The organism is Amycolatopsis alba DSM 44262 (assembly GCF_000384215.1).
Classification (GTDB): domain Bacteria; phylum Actinomycetota; class Actinomycetes; order Mycobacteriales; family Pseudonocardiaceae; genus Amycolatopsis; species Amycolatopsis alba.
In genome coordinates this window covers 5,677,183-5,696,080 of sequence record NZ_KB913032.1, presented here as the reverse complement: position 1 = coordinate 5,696,080, position 18,898 = coordinate 5,677,183, and the positions used below count along the sequence as shown (strand labels likewise).

The following is an 18,898-nucleotide window of genomic DNA, read 5'->3' as shown; positions in this document are numbered from 1 at the left end:
GGCACGGTTCGTCGTCATCTGCCGCCGACTTTACCAGTCCTTTATAGACAAATCGACGAGAGATCTGTCACGGCTCCCGCCACATGGGCCGCATCGGCGGCCCGCCCTCGACCGCGAAAGCCGGTCCGTGGTCACGGAAACCCAGCCGCCGGTACAGCTTCGCGCTCTCCGGGCTGCTGGCTTCCAGATACGCGGGCACGGCGCCGTTGCGGTCGAGCCCGTGGCGCATGAGCCGCGCGCCGATCCCCTGCCGCTGCGCGCTCCTGCGGACACCGATGAACTGCGCGTGGTGGTGGTCGCCGCCGGGAGCGTGCCCGGTCATCAGCTCGAACAACGCGGCGAGCCTGCCGATCTCTTCCCCGGTGAGTCCGGTGAACGCGTCGCCGTCCACGTCCTCCTCGCCGCCGGGTGTCCAGAGGACGGCTCCGGACAGGTCGTCGGTGACGTCGACGTGGCCGCCCGCGGAGAGGGTTCCGCGCACCATCGCCCGATGGAAGATCGACAGCGCCACCGCGCGGCGCCCGGCACCGGGAAAGACCCACACGCTGACCGGATCGTCGTGGAAGGCCTCGGTCAGCACGTCGACCACGGTGTCCAATTCGGACGGTTCGGCGGCGCGCACGGTCATCGTCCCGCCCGCAGCGTCGCGAGTTCCTCGTCGTCACCTTCGAGCGGGCCGCCGATCGCGGCGTAGGTCTCGGGATCCCTTGTCCGCAACACTTCCGCGCGCAGGAAACCCGCCAGTGCGGCGACGACCACGAGACCGGGCAGTCCCCAGCGCAGCAGGAAATTGCCTGCCGGGCCGAGCAGGAGATCGAAGTTGAGCAGGATCAGCGCGAGGACGGCCGACAGCGCGAGGATCGCCAGTCCGGGCGCGATCCAGCGGCGCCAGGCGTTTTCGACCTGGCGGCGGCGTTTGAAAAAGCCGATCACCGAAAGCGAGACGGCGATCATGATCACCACGACACCGGTCGACGCCGTGGTGCCGAGCCAGGTGAACAGTTCGGTCACCGGGTCGCGGCCCGCGACCGCGAAGAGGGCGACGACCACCAGGGCCAGCGCGGTCTGCGTGAGCGAACCGCCCACGGGCGCGCCGGTGCGCTTGCTGGTCTTGGCCAGCGAGCGCGGCAGCAGCCCTTCCCTGCCCAGCGCGAAGAAGTAGCGTGCGACGGCGTTGTGGAAGCTCAGCAGCGCCGCGCACTGGCCGGTCACGAAAAGCGTGTACGCGATGTCGGAGAAGGTGCCACCGAGATGCTGACCCGCCAGGTTGAACAGCAGATCCGGCCCCTGGGCGGCCGCCGTGGTGACGATGACGTCGGGCCCGGCGCCCACCGCCAGCGCGAGCGACGAAACGACGTAGAGCACCGCCGTGAGGCCGATCGCGGCGAACGTCGCCCTGCCGACCGTGCGGCTGGGTTCGCGCGTCTCCTCGCCGTAGGTCGCCGCGCCCTCGAAACCGATGAACGCGGCGGCGGAGAACGCGAACACCGCGCCCACACCGGTCGTGAACAGGCTCGACGGCTCCAGCGGAACCCAGGAAACGCTGCCACCGGCGGGATTCGCGAACAACGCGATGTCGACGATCGCGACGACGGCGACTTCGAGGCACAACGCCACCCCGAGCACCTTGGCGTTGAGATCGACCCGCAGGACACCGAGCACGCCGACGATCAGCACCATCACCAGCGCGCACAGCCACCACGGCGGCGGGGACCCGGTGAGCGTGCCGAGCCAGGTCGACACCGACCAGCCGAACAGGCCGTAGATGCTGATCTGGATGGCGTTGTAGGAGATCAGCGTGACGAACGCGATCCCGGCGCCGGTGGATTTGCCGACCCCGTTGGCGACATAGGGATAGAACGCGCCCGCGTTGGTGATGTAGCGGCTCATCGCCGCGTACCCGACCGCGAACAGCCCCAGGATCGGGGCGAGCAGGAGGAACGACAGCGGCACACCGACACTGCCGGTGACCGCGTAGTTCGTCGGGACCCCGCCCGCGATGGCGAAGAGCGGACCCGCCGCTGCCACCACGAAGAAGACGATCTGGGCGGCTCCGAGCCGCCGGTGACCGAGACCGCGCCTCGGCCTGTGCGTACCCATGGACCCGTCCCCCCGGACGTCGGTTTGTCAGCGAACACGGTCGGTTCGCGTTCTTGATCTTGCGAAAGCCATCCCACCTTAGGGCCGGGCAACCCGGTGAGATACGTCCGTTCAGGCTAAAAACGGACCTCGGGTCGCAGCGGTACGCGGGCTACCGCTATTTTGGCCGTCCCGCACTACAACGCCGGAGGGCGTGCCATTCATGCGTCGGCTGACCTTGGTCGATTCCCTGTTCTTCCTCGCCCACGACGAGTTCACCGGAAAACCCGCGCTGCGACGCACCGGACTCGGCATCGGAATGGCCGGTGCGGCGCTCTGCGATCTCCTCCTCGCCGAGCGGATCACCGTGGAACGCAAGCGAATCCGGCCGCTGACCCGCCGCGGCCTGGCGCATCCCGCACTGGACGGGGTGTTCACGGAAATCCTCGGCGAACGCGAGCGGCACACCGTCCGGGAATGGGTCGGCCATCTCCGGCAGGATCTCGGGGAAACGGTCGCGGGCAATCTGCTCGCCGCGGGAGTGATCGACCGCGAGACCGACCGGGTGCTCATGCGGAAGAATCACCGGTACCCGCCGCGCGATCTGCTGATGTCGACGGCCGCGCGCAGCAAGGCGAGGACGGCCGTCCTCGGCACCGAACGGCCGGATCCGCATTCGGTCTGCCTGGCCCTGCTGGCCTGGACCGTCGGTCTCGACGATCTCTGCGAACCGGAACTCGACCGCGCCGGCCTGCGGGCCTGGGCCGAGGAAACGCACCGGGAACTCCCGCGGGCGCTCGCCGAGCTGATCTCGGGCGTGGACGCGGTGGGGGCCGCCGTCGTCTACACCGGCGACAGACGGTGACCGGCGGCCGCGCGGAGGGAGTCCCCCGCGCGGCCTGGCAGCTCAGTCGGTGTGGGCGGTGACCACCGGGTTCGCGGCGTACAGCCCGTAGAACGTATAGCTCTTCTTGTTCTTTTCAGGACATGCCCTCGGGCTCGTGACCGTCCGGTTTTCGCTCGGCCAGTAGACCTTCACGTAGGCACACTTGCCATCCTTCTTGGTGTCCAGCACCCAGCCGGAGATGGCCACGGTGTTACCACCACACCGGACGGTGAACTGGGCCCAGCCGCCCGGCGGGTAGAGGTTGTACGGGTTCTCCTGGCACACCACTTCCTTGCGCGGGGCTTGGCCGTCGATCGCCTGAGCCGCCGTGGCGGGAGTGGCCGCGAACAGCGACCCGAACGCCATCACCGCACCCGTGGCGGCGAGCCCGAACTTCTTGATGTTCATCTTTCATCCCCTCGGTAGTGGACCCTGCCCCACGAACCGTGCCAGGCGCCTCAGGGTGTCCCGCGCACTTTTAGTCCTGGTTGAAACATCGCCAAAACGTGCTTCCCGTGCGTTAATTCCTTCGGGGAACCTGGGGAGGGGGAAGCTGTGCTGCGCGTGCATTTTTCCGGGGAGGATCTGGCTCGGGTCAGGGTCGCGACGAGGCCGGATCCGATGTGGGAGACGACGTTGAGCCTGCATCGGCTGCAACGCGGGGACGGTGATCTGCCGGTGCGGAAATGGCGCGGCACGGTCCGCAGCCGTCTGCCGAAGGCGGCCGGACCGTTGCTGACGCTGGTCCCGCCCAGCGGGTACTTCCCCGATTTCCTGACGCCGTCCGGCGAGGATCTCGACGAGCAACTGGAGGCGCTGAGCGGCACCTGCCGCCGCGCTCTGCGACGGGATCTGGCGACGCTGGCCCGCTCCCGGAAGCCGACCCCGTGGGCACGGGATCTCGGCGACGCCCATCCGGCGGCGCTCGGCGCGCTGGCGCGGGCGGTCCGGTCCTACCATCGTGCGGCGATCGAGCCGGTGTGGAACGAGATCCTCGCGCGCTTCGATCGTCAGCGAGCCCTGCAGGCGCAAGTCTTGCTCACCGAAGGTGTGGAGGGGCTGTTGCGCGGGCTTTCCGCCTCGATGCGCTGGAAGGCGCCGGTGCTCGAAGTCGACTACCCGGTGCGCCACGACCTCCGTCTCGCCGGACGGGGGCTGCTGCTCGTCCCGTCGTTCTTCTGCTGGCGGACCGGGGTGACGCTGGTCGCGAACGACCAGGTGCCGGTACTCGTGTATCCGATCGAACAGCGGGCTCCCGAGGTCGTGCCCCATGACCGGGGACCGGCCATGGCCGCGCTACTGGGGCACACCCGCGCGGCAGTCCTGGAGACGATCGCGGAGGGCGGGCGGACCAGCGATCTGGCGCGCCGCGCCGGGATCTCCGTGTCCTCGGCGAGCCAGCACGCCACCGTGCTCCGCGAGGCGGGTCTCGTGCTCAGCGTGCGCCAGGGCAACACGGTGCGGCACCACCTCACACCGCTGGGGTCGGCCTTGCTCCGCAAAAATCTTTAACCGGCTGAACCCCTTGCCGGAAACTGTCACCCATGGTTATCGTGTGCGCACGCCGCAGCAACACCGATGAGAAAATGACAATTCTCTGCAGAAAGGGACACCTTTCATGAGTAACGCCCTGCGGCCCGCGATGCACCGCGCTCTCGGTGCGGTCTCCGTTCTCGCTCTCGCCGTTTCCGGCCCTGTCGCGCTCTCTTCACTCGCGTCCGCCGAGCCCGTCCCGGCGTCGGCGTCGGCGTCGATCTTCGCCTCCGGTGGCGACCTCGCCTCGCCGGAGAAGAAGGAGATCGCGATGCAGATCGTCTCCAGCGCGGAAAACTCTTCTCTGGACTGGAAAGCGCAGTACTCCTACATCGAGGACATCGGTGACGGCCGCGGGTACACCGCCGGCATCATCGGGTTCTGTTCCGGCACCGGCGACATGCTCGATCTCGTCGAGCGGTACACCAAGTCGGTTCCGGACAACCCGCTCGCGGACTATCTCCCGGCGCTGCGGAAGGTCGACGGCAGCGATTCGCACGAAGGCCTCGGCAGTGGTTTCGAAAACGCATGGAAGGAGGCCGCCGGCCGTTCCGATTTCAAGGAAGCGCAGAACGGCGAACGCGACCGCGTCTATTTCGACCCGGCGGTGAACCAGGCGAAATCGGACGGCCTGGGCGCACTGGGACAATTCATCTACTACGACGCCATCGTGATGCACGGTCCTGGCACCAGCCAGGCCAGCTTCGGCGGCATCCGCTCGGCCGCGCTCCAGAAGGCGAAGCCGCCGTCCCAGGGCGGTGACGAGAAGACGTACCTGAAGGCGTTCCTCGACGCGCGGCGGGTGGTCATGAAGCAGGAAGAGGCGCACGCGGACACGTCGCGGATCGACACCGCGCAGCTGGTCTGGCTCAACGACGGCAACCTCGACCTGCACACCCCGCTGAAGTGGAAGGTCTACGGGGACCCGTACGAGACCGGCTAGCGCCCGGTGGTCGTGAGTGGCAAGTCGTGTTCCACCCCGAATCGCCACTCACGACCCCCGCGGGCCAGCCGCTACTTTCGCGTGACCGAGTGGACGGCACGTGTGATCAGACGGACGACACTCGTGACTGGACGGACGACACTCGGCCACCGCCGAGTCCCACCGCGTGGCGTCCGTCCAATCACGCGTGTCGTTCATTCAGTCACGTGTGTCGTCCCACTGGTCACGTGAGTTCCGGGTCTGATCACGTGAGTCACGGCTCTGATCACGTGAGTGCGGGGGCTGGGCACGTGAGTCACGGCTCGCGGACGGTCTAGGCGGTGGCCAGCAGGTCCTCGGCGGTCCGTGTGTTGATCACCCGGTCCGGCTCGATGCCCAGCTCGGTGGCCCGCACGCAGCCGTAGACCAGCCAGTCCAGCTGCCCCGGCGCGTGCGCGTCGCTGTCGATCGCGAAGTCGCAGCCCAGGTCCACGGCCAGGTTCAGCAGCCGCGTCGGCGGGTCCCGGCGTTCGGGACGCGAGTTGATCTCGACGGCGACCCCGTTGTCCCGGCAAGCGGTGAACACCGCCTCCGCGTCGAACTCCGATTCGGGCCGCTTCCCGCGCGCCCCCATCACCAGCCGCCCGGTGCAGTGCCCCAGCACCCGGACCCGCGGATGCGACACCGCCGCGATCATCCTCGGCGTCATCTCCCGAGCGGGCATCCGCAGCTTCGAATGCACGCTCGCGACGACGAAGTCCAGCCGCTCCAGCAGGTCTTCCTCCTGGTCGAGAGTGCCGTCGAGGTGGATGTCGACCTCGATGCCGTGCAGGATCCGGAACGGCGCCATCGTCTCGTTCAGTTCCGCGACGACGTCCATCTGCCGTCGCAGCCGCTCCGGCGAGAGACCGTTGGCGACGGTCAGCCGCGGCGAATGGTCGGTCAGCACCATCCATTCGTGCCCGAGCGCACGGGCGGCCTCGGCCATCTCCTCGATCGGGCTCCCGCCATCGGACCAGTCCGAATGGGTGTGGCAGTCGCCGCGCAGCGCGGCCCGCATCGGGCCGCCGTCGGGCAGCTTCGGCTCGCCGATCTTCTCGAAGTACGCGGGACGGCGGCCGGCGAGGACGTCTTCGACGACGGCCGCGGTCGCCTTGCCGATGTTCGGCAACGCGGTCAGCGTGCCCGCCTCGGCACGTTTGCGCAGGTCATCGGGCTTGACCTTGGCGATCACCGAGGCCGCCTGCCGGAACGCCCGCACCCGGTAGGACGGCTCGCCCGCGCGCTCCAGCCGGAACGCGATCTCCCTCAACGCCTGCGCCGGTTCCATGGCTCCCTGTCTACCCCGTCAGCGGCGAAGAGGCAGCTCATGAAGGGCGACATCGCGCAACTCGCCGTCGCGGATCCCGGCGGTCTGATACGTGCAGAACGGCTGCCGACGCCGGTCGGTCGGCGAGCCGGGGTTCAGCAGCCGCAGCCCGTTCGGCGTGACCGTGTCCCAGGGAATGTGGCTGTGCCCGAACACGAGGACGTCGGCGTCCGGGAACTGCTCGTCGCAGCGCTGCTCGCGGCCCTGTTTGCCGCCGGTTTCGTGGATGACGGCCAGCCGGACACCGCCGAGTTCGGCCCGCGCGATCTCGGGGAGCCGTGCCCGCAGGTCCGCGCCGTCGTTGTTGCCCCAGACCCCGATGAGCCGCTCGCTCCGGGCTTCGAGCTCGTCCAGCAAGGCGGCCTCGACCCAGTCACCGGCGTGGACGACGACGTCCGCCGCGTCGACCTCGCGCCAGACCTGTTCCGGCAGCGCCTTCGCGCGCAGCGGCAGATGCGTGTCGGCGATGAGCAGCAGGCGCATCACTCGGCTCCGATGGCCTCGAGGATCCGGTCCAGGAAGTCACCGATGTGGGCGCGCAACAGTCCCGCCGCGCCGTCGGCGTCACCCTTCTTCGCCGCCGCCAGCACCGCCTTGTGTTCGGTCCATTCCTTGCGCCAGCTGGGATTCGCCTCCCAGCCGACCACGCTGATCAGTGCGGCGCGGTCCTTGAGGTCGTCCAGCATCGAGACCATCAACGGGTTGCCGCAGCCGCTGTAGAGCGCGCGGTGAAACCGGCGGTTGAGCAGGCTGAGCGCGGCCTGGTCCTTGTCCGCGATCGCCGCCGACGCCTCCTTCAGCGCCTCCGCGGCGTCTTCGAGCAGGTCCGGCGAGCGGCGTTCCACCGACCGGCGCACGGCCTCGGGCTCCAGCACCATGCGGACGTCGTAGACGGACCTCGCCAGCTCCGCGTCCACCACGCACACCGACGCGCCCTTGTAAGGGCTGAACGTCACGAGCCCCGAGTTCGACAGCACCTTGAGCGCCTCGCGGACCGGCGTCTTCGACACCCCGAGCCGGGCCGCGAGCTCGGCTTCGACCAGCGGCTGCCCTGGCTTGAGCTCGCGGGTGAGGATGCCGCGGCGGATCTCGTCGAGCACCACTTCGGTACGCGAGGCGGGCAAGCTGAAGGTCGAAGACATCGAGCAATCATATATGAGATGTCATACTCGGGTCATGAAAGCCCCCGAGGATCTCCGCAGCCACCGCTGGTTCGGTGGCGACGAGCTGCGCGGTTTCAGCCACCGCGCCCGGAGCAGGCAACTCGGCTACAACCCGGAGGAACACCTCGGGAAGCCCGTCATCGCGATCCTCAACACCTGGAGCGACATCAACCCGTGCCACATGCATCTGCGCGAACGCGCGGAACAAGTCAAGCGCGGGGTGTGGCAGGCGGGCGGGTTCCCGCTGGAATTCCCCGTCGCGACGCTTTCGGAGACCTTTCAGAAGCCGACTCCGATGCTCTACCGCAACCTGCTTTCGATGGAGACCGAAGAAATCCTGCGGTCCTACCCGATCGACGGCACCGTCCTCATGGGCGGCTGCGACAAGACGACGCCCGCGTTGCTGATGGGCGCGGTGAGCGCCGGCCTGCCCGCGATCTTCGTGCCGGCGGGCCCGATGTTGCGCGGGCACTGGCGGAACGAGGTACTCGGCAGTGGCACCGACATGTGGAAGTACTGGGACGACAAGCGCGCCGGGCTGATCGGCGACGCGGAACTGTCCGAATTGGAGCGTGGGCTCGCCCGCTCCCCCGGAACCTGCATGACGATGGGAACGGCGTCCACGATGATGTCGGTCGCCGAGGTCCTCGGGCTGACCTTGCCCGGCGCGGCGTCGATCCCCGCCGTGGACTCGGCGCACCACCGGATGGCCGCGGCGAGCGGCGCGCGTGTGGTGGACATGGTGTGGGAGGACCTCACCATCACGAAGATCCTCGACAAGCGCGCGTACGCCGACGCGATCACCACCGTGCTGGCGCTCGGCGGCTCCACGAACGCCGTCATCCATCTGATCGCGATGGCCGGTCGCGGGCGGATCCCGTTGTCCGTCGACGATTTCGACGCGATCGCGCGCCGGGTCCCGGTACTGGCGGACATCCGGCCCGGCGGGGTCTGGCTGATGGAGGATTTCCATTACGCGGGCGGACTTCCCGGCCTGCTTTCCCGGCTGACCGATCTGCTGCACACCGATCGCGTCACGGTCACCGGCCGGCCCCTCGGCGAGACACTGGAAACGGCGCGGGTGCACAACGACGACGTCATCCGCACCCGCGACAACCCGGTCGCCGCGGAGGGTGGAGTCGCGGTGCTGCGCGGAAATCTCGCTCCTTCGGGGGCGGTGATCAAGCACATCGCCGCGGACCCGCGGCTGCTCGTCCACACTGGACCCGCGGTGGTTTTCGACGACTACAGGGACTTGAAGAAGCGCATCAACGACCCCGCCCTCGGCATCACCGAGGACTCGGTCCTGGTGCTGCGCGGATCCGGCCCGCTCGGCGGCCCCGGCATGCCCGAATACGGGATGCTGCCGCTGCCCGATCACCTGCTGACCAAGGGGGTCCGGGACATGGTCCGGGTTTCCGACGCCCGGATGAGCGGCACCAGCTACGGCGCCTGCGTGCTGCACGTCGCACCGGAATCCCACGTGGGCGGACCACTCGCGCTGGTCCGCGACGGCGATCCGATCACATTGGACGTCCCTTCGCGACGGCTGACCCTCGACGTCGATGATGCGGAATTGCAACACCGCCGGGAACAGTGGACCACCCCGCCCCCGCGGTACGAACGGGGTTACGGCGCGTTGTACTCCGAACACATCACGCAAGCCGACGAGGGCTGTGACTTCGACTTTCTCGCCAGAGTGGGCGAAAATCCGGAACCTGACGCCCAGTGACCACCCGACGGAGTGACCCGCTCACCCAACCGGGCGAGTTGCAAGCTCACAAAACGCCCCCCGTATCTTGAACGTACGTCCGGAACGTGTGGAAGGCCCGGATGTTCGATCACGACGTCCAGGCTCACTGGACCGTGGAGGGTGGAGAGTTGCCGCAGGAACCGCGCTGGCCCGAGTCCCACGCTGAGCAGACGGACATTCTCCCGGTCGTCACGTCCGGGTTCGCGGAGTCTGCCACGCCGCAGGAGCCCACGCCACCGAAACGCCGACGGAGCTACCGCAAGGCCGCCTTCATCGGCGGCGGCGTGTTCGGCCTACTGGTCGTCGCGTACGCCCTCGACGTGCTGGTCTCCCAGGGCAGCGTCCCCCGCGGCGTCACCGTCGCCGGGGTCGACGTCGGCGGGATGGACCGCACGGCGGCCGAGAAGGAGCTCAAGGGCACCATCGAGCCGCGGCTGACCCGGCCGGTGAAGGTCGCCGCGGGTGACGCCGAGGAGTCGCTGGCGCCGAACACGGCAGGTCTGCGCCTCGACTGGCCCGCCACCCTGGACCAGGCGGGCGATCAGCCGCTGAGCCCGTTCACGCGGATCGCGTCGTTCTTCTCGACCACCGAGGTCGGCGTCGTCACGCAGACCGACGACGGCAAGCTCACCGCCGCGCTGGAGAACCTGCGCGACAAGGTCGACCGCGACCCGGTCGAGGGCACCGTCCGCTTCGAGGAGGCCAAGCCGGTCGCGGTCGAGCCGAAGACCGGGCAGAAGCTCGACGTCGAGGCCGCGAAGAAGACCATCCTTGACCGCTGGGCGACCGGCGAGCCGCTCACGCTCGCGGTCACCCAGACCCCGGTCAAGGTCTCCGCCGAGGCCGTCCACGCCGCCCTCGACCAGATCGCGAAGCCCGCCGTGGCGTCGCCGATGGTGATCAAGGGCGAGGGCAAGGACGCGATCGTCAAACCCGAAGCCATCGCGGCCGCGCTGACCTTCGAACCCGCCGACGGCGGCGTGCTGAACCCGAAGGTGGACAACAACAAGATCATCGAGGCCGCGGGCCCGCAGCTGAAGCCCACCGAGAAGGAGGGCAAGGACGCGCAGATCGTCTTCGAAGGCGGCAAGCCGACCGTCCAGCCCTCCGAGGACGCCAACGTCGTCGACTGGGAGCCGAGCCTCAAGCCGGTGCTCGACGTGCTCAAGCGCACCGCGCCCCGCGAGCTGCCGGTGACCTACAAGAAGACCCCGGCCAAGGTGACCACCGAGCAGGCGAACCAGCTCGGCATCAAGGAGGTCGTCAGCGAGTTCAAGACCGGCGGATTCGCCGCGGACTCGGGGACGAACATCCGGGTCGTGGCGCAGAAGGTGAACGGCGCCATCGTGAAGCCGAACGAGACGTTCAGCCTCAACGGGTTCACCGGGCCGCGCGGCGCCCCGCAGGGTTACGTCGAGGCCGGTGTCATCAAGGACGGCGCACCCGGCCGCGAGGTCGGCGGCGGGATCTCGCAGTTCGCGACCACGCTGTACAACGCCTCGTACTTCGCCGGGATGAAGGACACCGAGCACAAGGAGCACAGCTACTACATCAGCCGCTACCCCGCCGCGCGCGAGGCGACCGTGTTCCAGAACCACGGCGGCGGCAGCGTGATCGACCTGAAGTTCACCAACGACGGTGACACGGGCATCGCGATCCAGACCATCTGGACGCCGTCGGACATCACGATCCGGCTGTGGGGCACCAAGAAGTACACCGTCGAGTCGATCCCCGGCGGCCGCAGCAACCCGTCCGACCCGCCGACGAAGCCCGGCCCGGCCGAGAACTGCAAGCCCAGCAACGGCGCGCCCGGCTTCACCACGTCGGACACACGGGTCATCAAGGACGCCGCGACGGGCCGCGAGGTCCGGCGTCACACCCGGAACGTGCACTACAACCCGCAGCCGAAGATCACCTGCGGCACGGAGTAGTCCCGGAAGTACATGAAGGCCCCCTTCAGTGCGCCTAGCGCCGTGAAGGGGGCCTTCATGTGGCAGTAAGGCAAAGATGTCAGGCCGGCTCGCCGGTGTACCGGCTTCGGATGTTGCGAAAGCCACTTTCGCAACGTTGAAGGTTGCGAAAGTGGCTTTCGCAACACCTCCGACTCACCGTGTCCGAGGTGAGCGAAGACGTGACTCGCGTGATCAGAAACGGAACTCACGTGATCGGACGGCGAACTCGGTGAACGTCGCCTGATCACGCGAGATCGCCCGTCTCACCTGAACACGACACCTCCTCCTCGATGCACTTGCGAGGGTTCACTGAAAGCGTCCGGCGGAGTACTCTGAGTGGTGAACCCGATCGAGCGGGGGTGGCCACCTCGTGGACTCCAAGGCGACCTTCCGGCAGATCCTCGCGGTCGGTGAACTGCGGGCGATCTGGTTCGCGGAACTCCAGTCGATCCTCGGTGATCAGGTGGCCAGGGTCGCCCTGTCGGTGCTGGTGTTCCAGCGGACCGGTTCGGCGACCTGGCCGGCGCTGACCTACGCGCTCACCTACCTGCCGGACTTGATCGGCGGACCGCTGCTCGGCGGGCTGGCCGACCGGTTCCCCCGCCGCGCGGTGATGGTCTGCTCCGACGTCGTCCGGGCGATCCTGGTCGCGGTGCTCGCCGTCCCCGGCATCCCGTTGCCCGTACTCGCCGCCGTGCTCGTGGTGGTGCAGCTGGCGAACGCGCCGTTCACCGCCGCGCAGGCCGCCGTCCTGCCGTCGGTGCTGAGCGGGGACGCCTATGTGCTGGGCCAGTCCCTGCTGAAGATCACCAACCAGGTCGGCCAGCTCGCCGGGTTCGCCTTGGGCGGCGCGGTGATCGCCGTGATCGGGCCCGGACGCGGGCTGGCCGTCGACGCGGTGACGTTCGGGGTCTCGGCGATCGTCCTCCGGCTGGGTGTCCGTGCCAGGGCCGCTTCGGGTTCCGGCGGACCGGCGACGTCGACCCTGCGGCGGCTTTCGGCGGGTGCCCGCACGATCTGGCGTGACCGCCGGTTGCGCGCGCTGGTCGGCCTGGCCTGGCTGGCGGGTTTCGTGATCGTGCCGGAAGGTCTCGCCGTGCCCTACGCCGCGGAGATCGGCGGCGGGGCGGCGACGGCCGGGCTGCTGCTCGCGGCGCATCCGGCGGGGATCGTGCTCGGCGTGTTCGTGCTGGGCAGGCTGGTGCGGCCCGAAATCCGGCTGCGGATGGTCGGGATACTGGCGCTCGGCGCGATCGTGCCGCTCGCGGCGTTCTGGTTCCGGCCCTCGCTCCCCTACGCCGCCGGACTGCTCGTGCTGTCCGGGATGTGCGCGGCCTACCAGGTCACCGCGAGCACCACGTTCATGCGCTTGGTCCCCGACACCGAACGAGGCCAGGCTTTCGGCCTCGCCGGGTCGGGACTCATCGCCGTGCAGGGAATCGGGCTGATCGCCGGCGGCCTGCTCGTCGGCGTGCTCGGCTCACCCGCGACGACGGTCTCGGTCATCGCATTGGCCGGTCTCGTTGTGGCTGTTCCGGCCACCTGGGCTTGGCGCCACGTGGCCCCGCTTCACCCCCTTTGACCGGAACCGGATGTTCACCAGTTCTGCCCGCGCATGGAGCTCACCCCCTCCGCATCCCGATCCGGTCACGCGTGGTGCACCCACGCCTACCCATACAGCGTAGTGACACCTAGTATCCAACCGATTACGTTCGTCACCGTGGCGCTAACGAATTGGGCGCTGTGGAAGCTACCCAACCGCGGCTTGATCGGCTTCGTCCTCCTGGTGGACGTCGCGGCGATCGCCGGATCCGCCTGGTCTTTTCTCCGGCTCCCGTTCAGTCAGGGCGATGCCATCCCCTTCGCGATCCTGATCACCAGCGTCGTGTTGTACACGGAGTTGTCACGTCCGGTGGAACGAGTGCGGGAACGGTTCGCGGGAACGCCGCACATCTCGCTCGACAGCGTCTGGACCTTCGCCGCCGTACTGCTGATGCACCCTGGGCTGGCCGCGCTGGTCATCGGCGCGTCGTTCTTCTACCGCTGGTTCCGCGGGCAGCCGAACCCGTTGTTCCGGCGGACGTTCTCCATGTCGGCCACCGTGCTGTCGGGTTTCGCGGCCGCCGCCTACCTCGCCCGCTACGCCGCCCCGTTCGACGCGCTCCCCCGCGACGTCTCGTCGTTCGGGTCGATCGTCGTGGCGGGCGGAGTGTTCCTGCTGGTCAACACCGTGCTGATGACGGTCGCCGTGTACTACGGCACCCCGCACGACAAGCTGCGTGACGCGCTGGCGAAGCCGTTCGAGTACGCGCTCGAAGCGGCGACGATCGCCCTCGGTGTCATCGTGGCGTGGGCGCTGCGGGACTGGCCGGTGGTACTGCTGCTGGTCGTCGGGATCACGCTGGTGCTGCACCGCGGTGTCCTGCTGCGGCAGCTGAAACGGCAGGCGAGCAGCGACGCCAAGACCGGGCTGCTCAACGCCAAGGCGTGGCGCGAGGCCGCGGCCGACGAACTCGACCGCGCGCGGCGCGCGGGACGGCGCACCAGCCTGCTGATGGTGGACGTCGACCGGTTCAAACTGATCAACGACCGGCACGGGCACCTGGTCGGCGACCGGTATCTGGCGGCGATCGCGGAAACGCTGCGCACCGAGGTGCGCGGTACGGATCTGGTCGGGCGGTTCGGCGGGGAGGAGTTCGTCGTGCTGCTGCCCGGCACGTCCGCCGTGCACGCCCACGCGATCGCGGAACGGATCCGGTCGAGTGTGGCCTCCCGTGCCGGTGACCTGCCGGAGCACGTCACCGTGTCGATCGGGCTGGCCGACCGGCCGGGGGTCGCCGACCTGGACACGGTGATCGCCGTCGCGGACAGGGCGCTTTACGAGGCGAAGAACACCGGGCGGAACCGGACCTCGGGCTACCAGGTGACCGGCTGACCCATCCCCCCGCGTTGTCACCGACCGACGCGACACCAGCGGCGGCTACTACGGTGAGGTGATGGGGAATCTCGTACTGCTCGACGCACCGTCCAACCTCGGCCTGCGCCCGCCCGCCGAAGGAGTGATCCCAGGCTGCTACAAGGCGCCGGGCGCGCTGCGTGACCACGACCTGCTCGCCCGGTTGGGCGCGACCGACGGCGGCGTGGTCACACCGCCGCGGTATCTGCCCGCGTGGTCGCCGGAAAGCGGCGTCCGGAACGCGGAAGGCATCGCGGCCTACACGGCGGCCCTCGCCGGGCGCCTCGCGAAGATCCGCGCGGACGGCGGCTTCCCGGTCGTGCTCGGCGGCGACTGCTCGATCGCGCTCGCCGCGATGCTGACCCTGCGTCGCGAAGGACGCTTCGGCATCGCCTATTTCGACGGTCACGACGACTTCCGGCACCTCGGCAACTCCGACCACGTCGCCAACGTCGGCGGCGAAGCGCTTGCCGTCGTGACCGGCCGAGGCGCACCGGAACTGGCCGATGTGGACGGCCTTTCGCCCTACGTCCGCGACGAGGACGTCCTCGTGCTCGGCGTTCGCGAGGAGGAATCCGCCGAGGCAAGGGAAACCGGGCTTCGCGTCGTGACCAGCCAGGAGATCATGGCGTCCGGCACCGACGGCGCGCTCGCCGCCGCGCGCGAGATCTTCGCGCCGCTGGACGGTTTCTGGATCCACATCGACATCGACACCCTCGACCCGGAGTTCGTGTCCGCCGTGGACAGTCCCGATCCCGGCGGGCTCAGCCCGGACAAGCTCGTCGCCCTGCTGCGGGGTCTCGTCGCGATCCCCGGCGCGGCAGGGCTGGAACTGACCATCTTCGATCCCGACCTCGACCCCGACGGCACACAGGCCGCCCTCGTGACGGACTGCCTCGTGCGCGCGCTGGAAGGAACCCGATGACCAAGGTGACCGTCGCCGACGGCTCGTTCGACGCCCCGCTCTGGCTGCCCGAATCCGGCTCCGGCCCTGGCCTGGTGCTGATCCAGGAGATCTTCGGCCTTGACGACTACCTCAAGTCGGTCGCCGCCGACCTCGCGAAGCTCGGCTACGTCGTGGCCGTGCCCGAACTGTTCTGGCGGATCGCCCCCGGCTGGTCGGCCACGCACGACGAAGCCGGTGTCTCGGCGTCGATGGAGGTCGCCGGCAAACTCGACCCCGCGCGCGCCGTTTCCGACGTCCTCGCGACCCTGGCGACGCTGCGTTCCCTGCCCGGATCCGGCGGCAGGGCGGGTGTCTTCGGCTTCTGCCTCGGCGGCTCGATGGCCTACGCGGCCGCCGCCGAGGGCGATCCGGACGTCGCGGTGTCGTACTACGGGTCCCGTGTCCCGGAGCAGCTTTCGTTGCTGGACAAGATCACCTGCCCGATCCAGTTCCAGTTCGGCGGCGCCGATCCCTACATTCCCGCCGAAGGGGTGCGTCGCCTGGCCGACGCGGTCGCCACGCATGACGGGGCGGAGATCCACGTCCACGAAGGCGCGGGGCACGCGTTCCACAACCATGTGGCGCCGATGTTCCATCAGCCCGAGCCCGCCGCGGCCGCCTGGGAGCTGACCCTGGAGTTCCTGCGGAGGACCTATCCCGTGTAAGACCGCGGACGGACTGCACAGGACAGCGCCTAGCAGCGGCAGAGACCGTCGTCGCGAACCGCGATACCGCAACCGTCGCAGTAGTCGACCCCGGCAGTTCGCGTCGGGGTCGATGTCGGGCGAGCGATCGGTCGCCGAGACGGTTTTGCCTTGCCGGGTTTCGCGTCATGGCGGAGCCTGGAAATCGCCGCGTTGGTGACTCCGACATACCCCGCTTCCTCGACCGCCTCCCGCCATTTACGGTTGCTCGCGTCCGGATGAGTTCGCAACCACTGAACTGCGAAGCCTTGCCACGATACGGCTCCGGCGGCACGGCGCCGCTTGTTTCCGGAAGTGCTCCGCCGGGTGTTCGCCGCCCGGTTGTCGCCGGCTGAGGTCTTGGCTTTCGGCGGCGGCGGCGGTGTAGCGGCGGGCAGGTCGCGCCGTAAACGCTCGATCACTCGGGTCGTCGCCTTCTTGTGGCCTGCCTGCTTCAAGGCACGCTCGCACTCGCGGTTCGTGCCCTGTGGGAAGGCGGTCAGCCACTTCCGGGCAGCTGACTCCCAGGTACCTCCAGAGGCGGCGGGTGGCAGCTTGCGGGGACCCTTGGGCGCCGAAATCCGCGTCTTGTGCCGAGGCTGCCCACCTCTGTGGATGCTCCACCCGTGAGCCGGGGCCTCCCCGAAAACCACCGGATCCGGGATGTCGTCGTCCGGGCTGTACTCCGGCTGTACGTCGCCCCGATGTGCGCGGGTCTGGTACCAATCGTCGATCCCCACCACGGCCGGCCGCCCCCTCTGCCTCCTGTTGCCCGTGAATCTTGAATCGTGTCGATGGCCGAATCCGCAACACAGGGAAGGTCAACTGTTACGTGTGAGCGACCGTCACGCCGGAATATGTCGGTACCTCGCGATAGTTTCCCCACCATGGCCACATTGGTGAGTTTTCACGCCCACCCCGACGACGAGTGCATCGTCGCGGGCGGCGTCATGCGCAAGGCTTTCGAAGAAGGCCACCGTGTCGTGCTCGTCGTCGCGACCAGGGGCGAGGTCGGCGAGGTCCCGGACGGGTTCCTCGACGAAGGAGAGGAGTTGTGGCAGCGCCGCGTGCAGGAGACGCACGCTTCGGCCGAGGTGCTGGGGGCCAAGCGCGTGGAGTTCCTGGGGTACACCGACTCCGGCATGATGGGCGAGCCGCGCAACGACGTGCCCGGCACGTTCTGGCAGGCCGACGTCGAGGAGGCCGCCCAGCGGCTGGCCGAGATCCTGCGCGAGGAGCAGGCCGACGTCCTGACCGTCTACGACGACAACGGCGGCTACGGGCATCCGGACCACATCCAGGTGCACCGCGTCGGCATGCGCGCGGCCGAGCTGGCCGGCACGCCGCGGGTCTACGAGGCGACGAGCAACAGTGACGAGATGCGCCGCGGCATGGAGGAGGCGGTGCGGACGGGGCAGATGAAGGCCGAGGACCTCCCCGACTTCGAGGACGGTTCCGAGTTCGGCAAGCCCGAAGCGATCCTGACGGCAAGGGTCGACGTCGGCGCGTACCTGCCGCACAAGCGGGCCGCGATGCGCGCGCACGCCAGCCAGATCAGCGAAGACTCGTTCTTCCTCGCGATGCCCGACGAGGGTTTCGCGCAGGCTTTCGGCGTCGAGTGGTTCATCCGCGCGGGGCAGGGGCCGGGTATCACCGAGACCGACCTGATGGCGGGGCTCTGACCGATGGGCATGTGCGGCGCGTACCTGCGCGTCACCTCCGGTGACCTGCGCGAGCTGATCGAGGAACCCGATCGGTACTGGGAGTACGCAGAAAAGGCCGAAGGCACCGAGCGAGCGGCGGACGTCGACAAGGCGTGGCACGCGCTGTGGTTCCTGGTCCAGCGAGCCGGGTTCGAGGTCGACTTCGTGCTGGGCGGGACACTGCTGGGAGAAGCCGACAGTGACGGGCCGCCGCGGCACTTCAGCGCGGACGAGGTCCGGACCATCTCGGCGGAGCTGTCGCGGACCGGATTCGACAAGCTTTCGGACGGTGTCGCGCTCTCGGATCTCGAAACCGAGGGGATCTACCCGTCGATCTGGGACGAGCCCGACGCGCTGGACTACGTGCGGGGCTACTACGACGAGCTCGTGACGTTCTTCGCCGGGGCCGCGAAGGCCGGGGAGCCGGTCGTCACGATCATCACCTGACGACGCCACTGCCGTGCAAAGTCCGTGAAGGCCTCCTTGAGGGACTCAGAGTCCCTCAAGGAGGCCTTCACGGACTTGCCCTTCCCGCAGCGCGGTCAGGCAGTGGCGGCGGTGACGTCCAGTTCGACGAGCTGACCGGGATAGCCGAGCTGCGCGACACCGAGCAAGGTGCTCGCCGTCGTGAAGGCCTCCCCGATCTCCGACTCGACGAACCGGTCCCAGACGGACGAAAGCACGTCGGCGTCCGGCGTGACGACGTAGATCACCGTGCGCACCACGTCGGCCGGGGTCGCCTCGGCGAAGGACAGCGCGGCGGCGGTGTTCGCGACGACCTGGTCGACCTGCGCGAGCACGTCACCGTCGACGACCTTGCCGTCTTCGGTGAGCGGGCACTGGCCTGCCAGGTGGATGTCCCGCCGTCCTTCGACGACGGTCACGTGGTGGTAGGTGGGCGTGGGGTGCAGACCGGGCGGATGGTGGCGTTGAATGGTCACGATCCGCATCCT

18 protein-coding genes are annotated in these 18,898 nt (G+C 68.7%); 11 read left to right on the top strand and 7 right to left on the bottom strand.

Annotated elements, in window-relative coordinates; translation table 11 throughout:
- Positions 1-67: 67 nt before the first annotated feature.
- Complete coding sequence (locus AMYAL_RS0126940) at positions 68-628, bottom strand: GNAT family N-acetyltransferase (RefSeq protein ID WP_020634380.1); 561 nt, start codon at positions 626-628, stop codon at positions 68-70.
- Positions 625-2,100: an APC family permease gene (locus tag AMYAL_RS0126935; protein WP_020634379.1), complete on the bottom strand. Its 1,476-nt coding sequence runs from the start codon at positions 2,098-2,100 to the stop codon at positions 625-627. The genes AMYAL_RS0126940 and AMYAL_RS0126935 overlap by 4 nt, the downstream gene beginning before the upstream one ends.
- 202 nt (positions 2,101-2,302) lie before the next feature.
- On the opposite strand from AMYAL_RS0126935, the gene AMYAL_RS0126930 reads away from it, so the two are divergent.
- Entirely contained in the window at positions 2,303-2,944 is a 642-nt protein-coding gene (locus AMYAL_RS0126930) for a GOLPH3/VPS74 family protein (protein ID WP_020634378.1), read from the top strand.
- Positions 2,945-2,986: 42 nt separating this feature from the next.
- On the opposite strand, the gene AMYAL_RS0126925 is transcribed toward AMYAL_RS0126930, so the two are convergent.
- Positions 2,987-3,373, bottom strand: coding sequence for a hypothetical protein (locus AMYAL_RS0126925; RefSeq protein ID WP_020634377.1), 387 nt, complete (start codon positions 3,371-3,373; stop codon positions 2,987-2,989).
- Positions 3,374-3,520: 147 nt separating this feature from the next.
- On the opposite strand from AMYAL_RS0126925, the gene AMYAL_RS0126920 reads away from it, so the two are divergent.
- The gene (locus AMYAL_RS0126920) at positions 3,521-4,477 is read left to right on the top strand and encodes an ArsR/SmtB family transcription factor (RefSeq protein WP_020634376.1); all 957 of its coding nucleotides are present in this window, start codon (positions 3,521-3,523) and stop codon (positions 4,475-4,477) included.
- Between the two features lie 106 nt (positions 4,478-4,583).
- The gene (locus tag AMYAL_RS0126915; protein WP_020634375.1) at positions 4,584-5,441 is read left to right on the top strand and encodes a chitosanase; all 858 of its coding nucleotides are present in this window, start codon (positions 4,584-4,586) and stop codon (positions 5,439-5,441) included.
- A gap of 313 nt (positions 5,442-5,754) precedes the next feature.
- Here AMYAL_RS0126915 and AMYAL_RS0126910 read toward each other — a convergent pair whose 3' ends face one another.
- From AMYAL_RS0126910 to AMYAL_RS0126900, 3 genes are read right to left on the bottom strand one after another with little or no spacing between them, the layout of a single operon-like run.
- Complete coding sequence (locus AMYAL_RS0126910; RefSeq protein ID WP_020634374.1) at positions 5,755-6,750, bottom strand: PHP domain-containing protein; 996 nt, start codon at positions 6,748-6,750, stop codon at positions 5,755-5,757.
- An 18-nt stretch (positions 6,751-6,768) separates the two neighbouring features.
- The gene (locus AMYAL_RS0126905; protein ID WP_020634373.1) at positions 6,769-7,272 is read right to left on the bottom strand and encodes a metallophosphoesterase family protein; all 504 of its coding nucleotides are present in this window, start codon (positions 7,270-7,272) and stop codon (positions 6,769-6,771) included.
- A complete protein-coding gene (locus AMYAL_RS0126900; RefSeq protein ID WP_020634372.1) occupies positions 7,272-7,931 on the bottom strand; it encodes a GntR family transcriptional regulator in 660 nt (219 codons plus the stop codon). The genes AMYAL_RS0126905 and AMYAL_RS0126900 overlap by 1 nt, the downstream gene beginning before the upstream one ends.
- 34 nt (positions 7,932-7,965) lie before the next feature.
- Between AMYAL_RS0126900 and araD the strand changes: the two genes are divergently transcribed.
- From araD to AMYAL_RS0126860, 8 genes are all read left to right on the top strand, one after another.
- Complete coding sequence (araD, locus tag AMYAL_RS0126895) at positions 7,966-9,684, top strand: L-arabinonate dehydratase (RefSeq protein ID WP_020634371.1); 1,719 nt, start codon at positions 7,966-7,968, stop codon at positions 9,682-9,684.
- 149 nt (positions 9,685-9,833) lie between these two features.
- A complete protein-coding gene (locus AMYAL_RS0126890; protein WP_026467486.1) occupies positions 9,834-11,636 on the top strand; it encodes a VanW family protein in 1,803 nt (600 codons plus the stop codon).
- Positions 11,637-12,027: 391 nt separating this feature from the next.
- A complete protein-coding gene (locus AMYAL_RS0126885) occupies positions 12,028-13,239 on the top strand; it encodes an MFS transporter (RefSeq protein WP_020634369.1) in 1,212 nt (403 codons plus the stop codon).
- A 138-nt stretch (positions 13,240-13,377) separates the two neighbouring features.
- Positions 13,378-14,592 carry a GGDEF domain-containing protein gene (locus AMYAL_RS0126880; protein WP_245193060.1) on the top strand — a complete coding sequence of 405 codons (1,215 nt, stop codon included), beginning with the start codon at positions 13,378-13,380 and terminating at the stop codon, positions 14,590-14,592.
- A 61-nt stretch (positions 14,593-14,653) separates the two neighbouring features.
- Positions 14,654-15,538, top strand: a complete 885-nt coding sequence (locus tag AMYAL_RS0126875; protein WP_020634367.1) for an arginase family protein — start codon at positions 14,654-14,656, stop codon at positions 15,536-15,538.
- On the top strand, positions 15,535-16,224 hold the full coding sequence (locus AMYAL_RS0126870) for a dienelactone hydrolase family protein (RefSeq protein WP_020634366.1): 690 nt from the start codon (positions 15,535-15,537) through the stop codon (positions 16,222-16,224). Before AMYAL_RS0126875 ends, AMYAL_RS0126870 begins: the two co-directional genes overlap by 4 nt.
- A gap of 905 nt (positions 16,225-17,129) precedes the next feature.
- Entirely contained in the window at positions 17,130-17,924 is a 795-nt protein-coding gene (locus AMYAL_RS0126865) for a PIG-L family deacetylase (RefSeq protein WP_020634365.1), read from the top strand.
- Positions 17,925-17,927: 3 nt separating this feature from the next.
- Positions 17,928-18,392, top strand: coding sequence for a YfbM family protein (locus tag AMYAL_RS0126860; RefSeq protein ID WP_020634364.1), 465 nt, complete (start codon positions 17,928-17,930; stop codon positions 18,390-18,392).
- A gap of 95 nt (positions 18,393-18,487) precedes the next feature.
- Here AMYAL_RS0126860 and AMYAL_RS0126855 read toward each other — a convergent pair whose 3' ends face one another.
- Positions 18,488-18,895: a RidA family protein gene (locus tag AMYAL_RS0126855; protein ID WP_245193058.1), complete on the bottom strand. Its 408-nt coding sequence runs from the start codon at positions 18,893-18,895 to the stop codon at positions 18,488-18,490.
- Between the last annotated feature and the right edge of the window lie 3 nt (positions 18,896-18,898).

What these genes read in the sequence shown, in the direction of transcription:
- AMYAL_RS0126940 (WP_020634380.1), bottom strand. Translation starts at nt 628, where the DNA reads ATGACCGTGCGCGCCGCCGAACCGTCCGAATTGGACACCGTGGTCGAC.
- AMYAL_RS0126935 (WP_020634379.1), bottom strand. Translation starts at nt 2,100, where the DNA reads ATGGGTACGCACAGGCCGAGGCGCGGTCTCGGTCACCGGCGGCTCGGA.
- AMYAL_RS0126930 (WP_020634378.1), top strand. Translation starts at nt 2,303, where the DNA reads ATGCGTCGGCTGACCTTGGTCGATTCCCTGTTCTTCCTCGCCCACGAC.
- AMYAL_RS0126925 (WP_020634377.1), bottom strand. Translation starts at nt 3,373, where the DNA reads ATGAACATCAAGAAGTTCGGGCTCGCCGCCACGGGTGCGGTGATGGCG.
- AMYAL_RS0126915 (WP_020634375.1), top strand. Translation starts at nt 4,584, where the DNA reads ATGAGTAACGCCCTGCGGCCCGCGATGCACCGCGCTCTCGGTGCGGTC.
- AMYAL_RS0126910 (WP_020634374.1), bottom strand. Translation starts at nt 6,750, where the DNA reads ATGGAACCGGCGCAGGCGTTGAGGGAGATCGCGTTCCGGCTGGAGCGC.
- AMYAL_RS0126905 (WP_020634373.1), bottom strand. Translation starts at nt 7,272, where the DNA reads ATGCGCCTGCTGCTCATCGCCGACACGCATCTGCCGCTGCGCGCGAAG.
- AMYAL_RS0126900 (WP_020634372.1), bottom strand. Translation starts at nt 7,931, where the DNA reads ATGTCTTCGACCTTCAGCTTGCCCGCCTCGCGTACCGAAGTGGTGCTC.
- araD (WP_020634371.1), top strand. Translation starts at nt 7,966, where the DNA reads ATGAAAGCCCCCGAGGATCTCCGCAGCCACCGCTGGTTCGGTGGCGAC.
- AMYAL_RS0126875 (WP_020634367.1), top strand. Translation starts at nt 14,654, where the DNA reads ATGGGGAATCTCGTACTGCTCGACGCACCGTCCAACCTCGGCCTGCGC.
- AMYAL_RS0126870 (WP_020634366.1), top strand. Translation starts at nt 15,535, where the DNA reads ATGACCAAGGTGACCGTCGCCGACGGCTCGTTCGACGCCCCGCTCTGG.
- AMYAL_RS0126865 (WP_020634365.1), top strand. Translation starts at nt 17,130, where the DNA reads ATGGCCACATTGGTGAGTTTTCACGCCCACCCCGACGACGAGTGCATC.
- AMYAL_RS0126860 (WP_020634364.1), top strand. Translation starts at nt 17,928, where the DNA reads ATGGGCATGTGCGGCGCGTACCTGCGCGTCACCTCCGGTGACCTGCGC.
- AMYAL_RS0126855 (WP_245193058.1), bottom strand. Translation starts at nt 18,895, where the DNA reads ATGCGGATCGTGACCATTCAACGCCACCATCCGCCCGGTCTGCACCCC.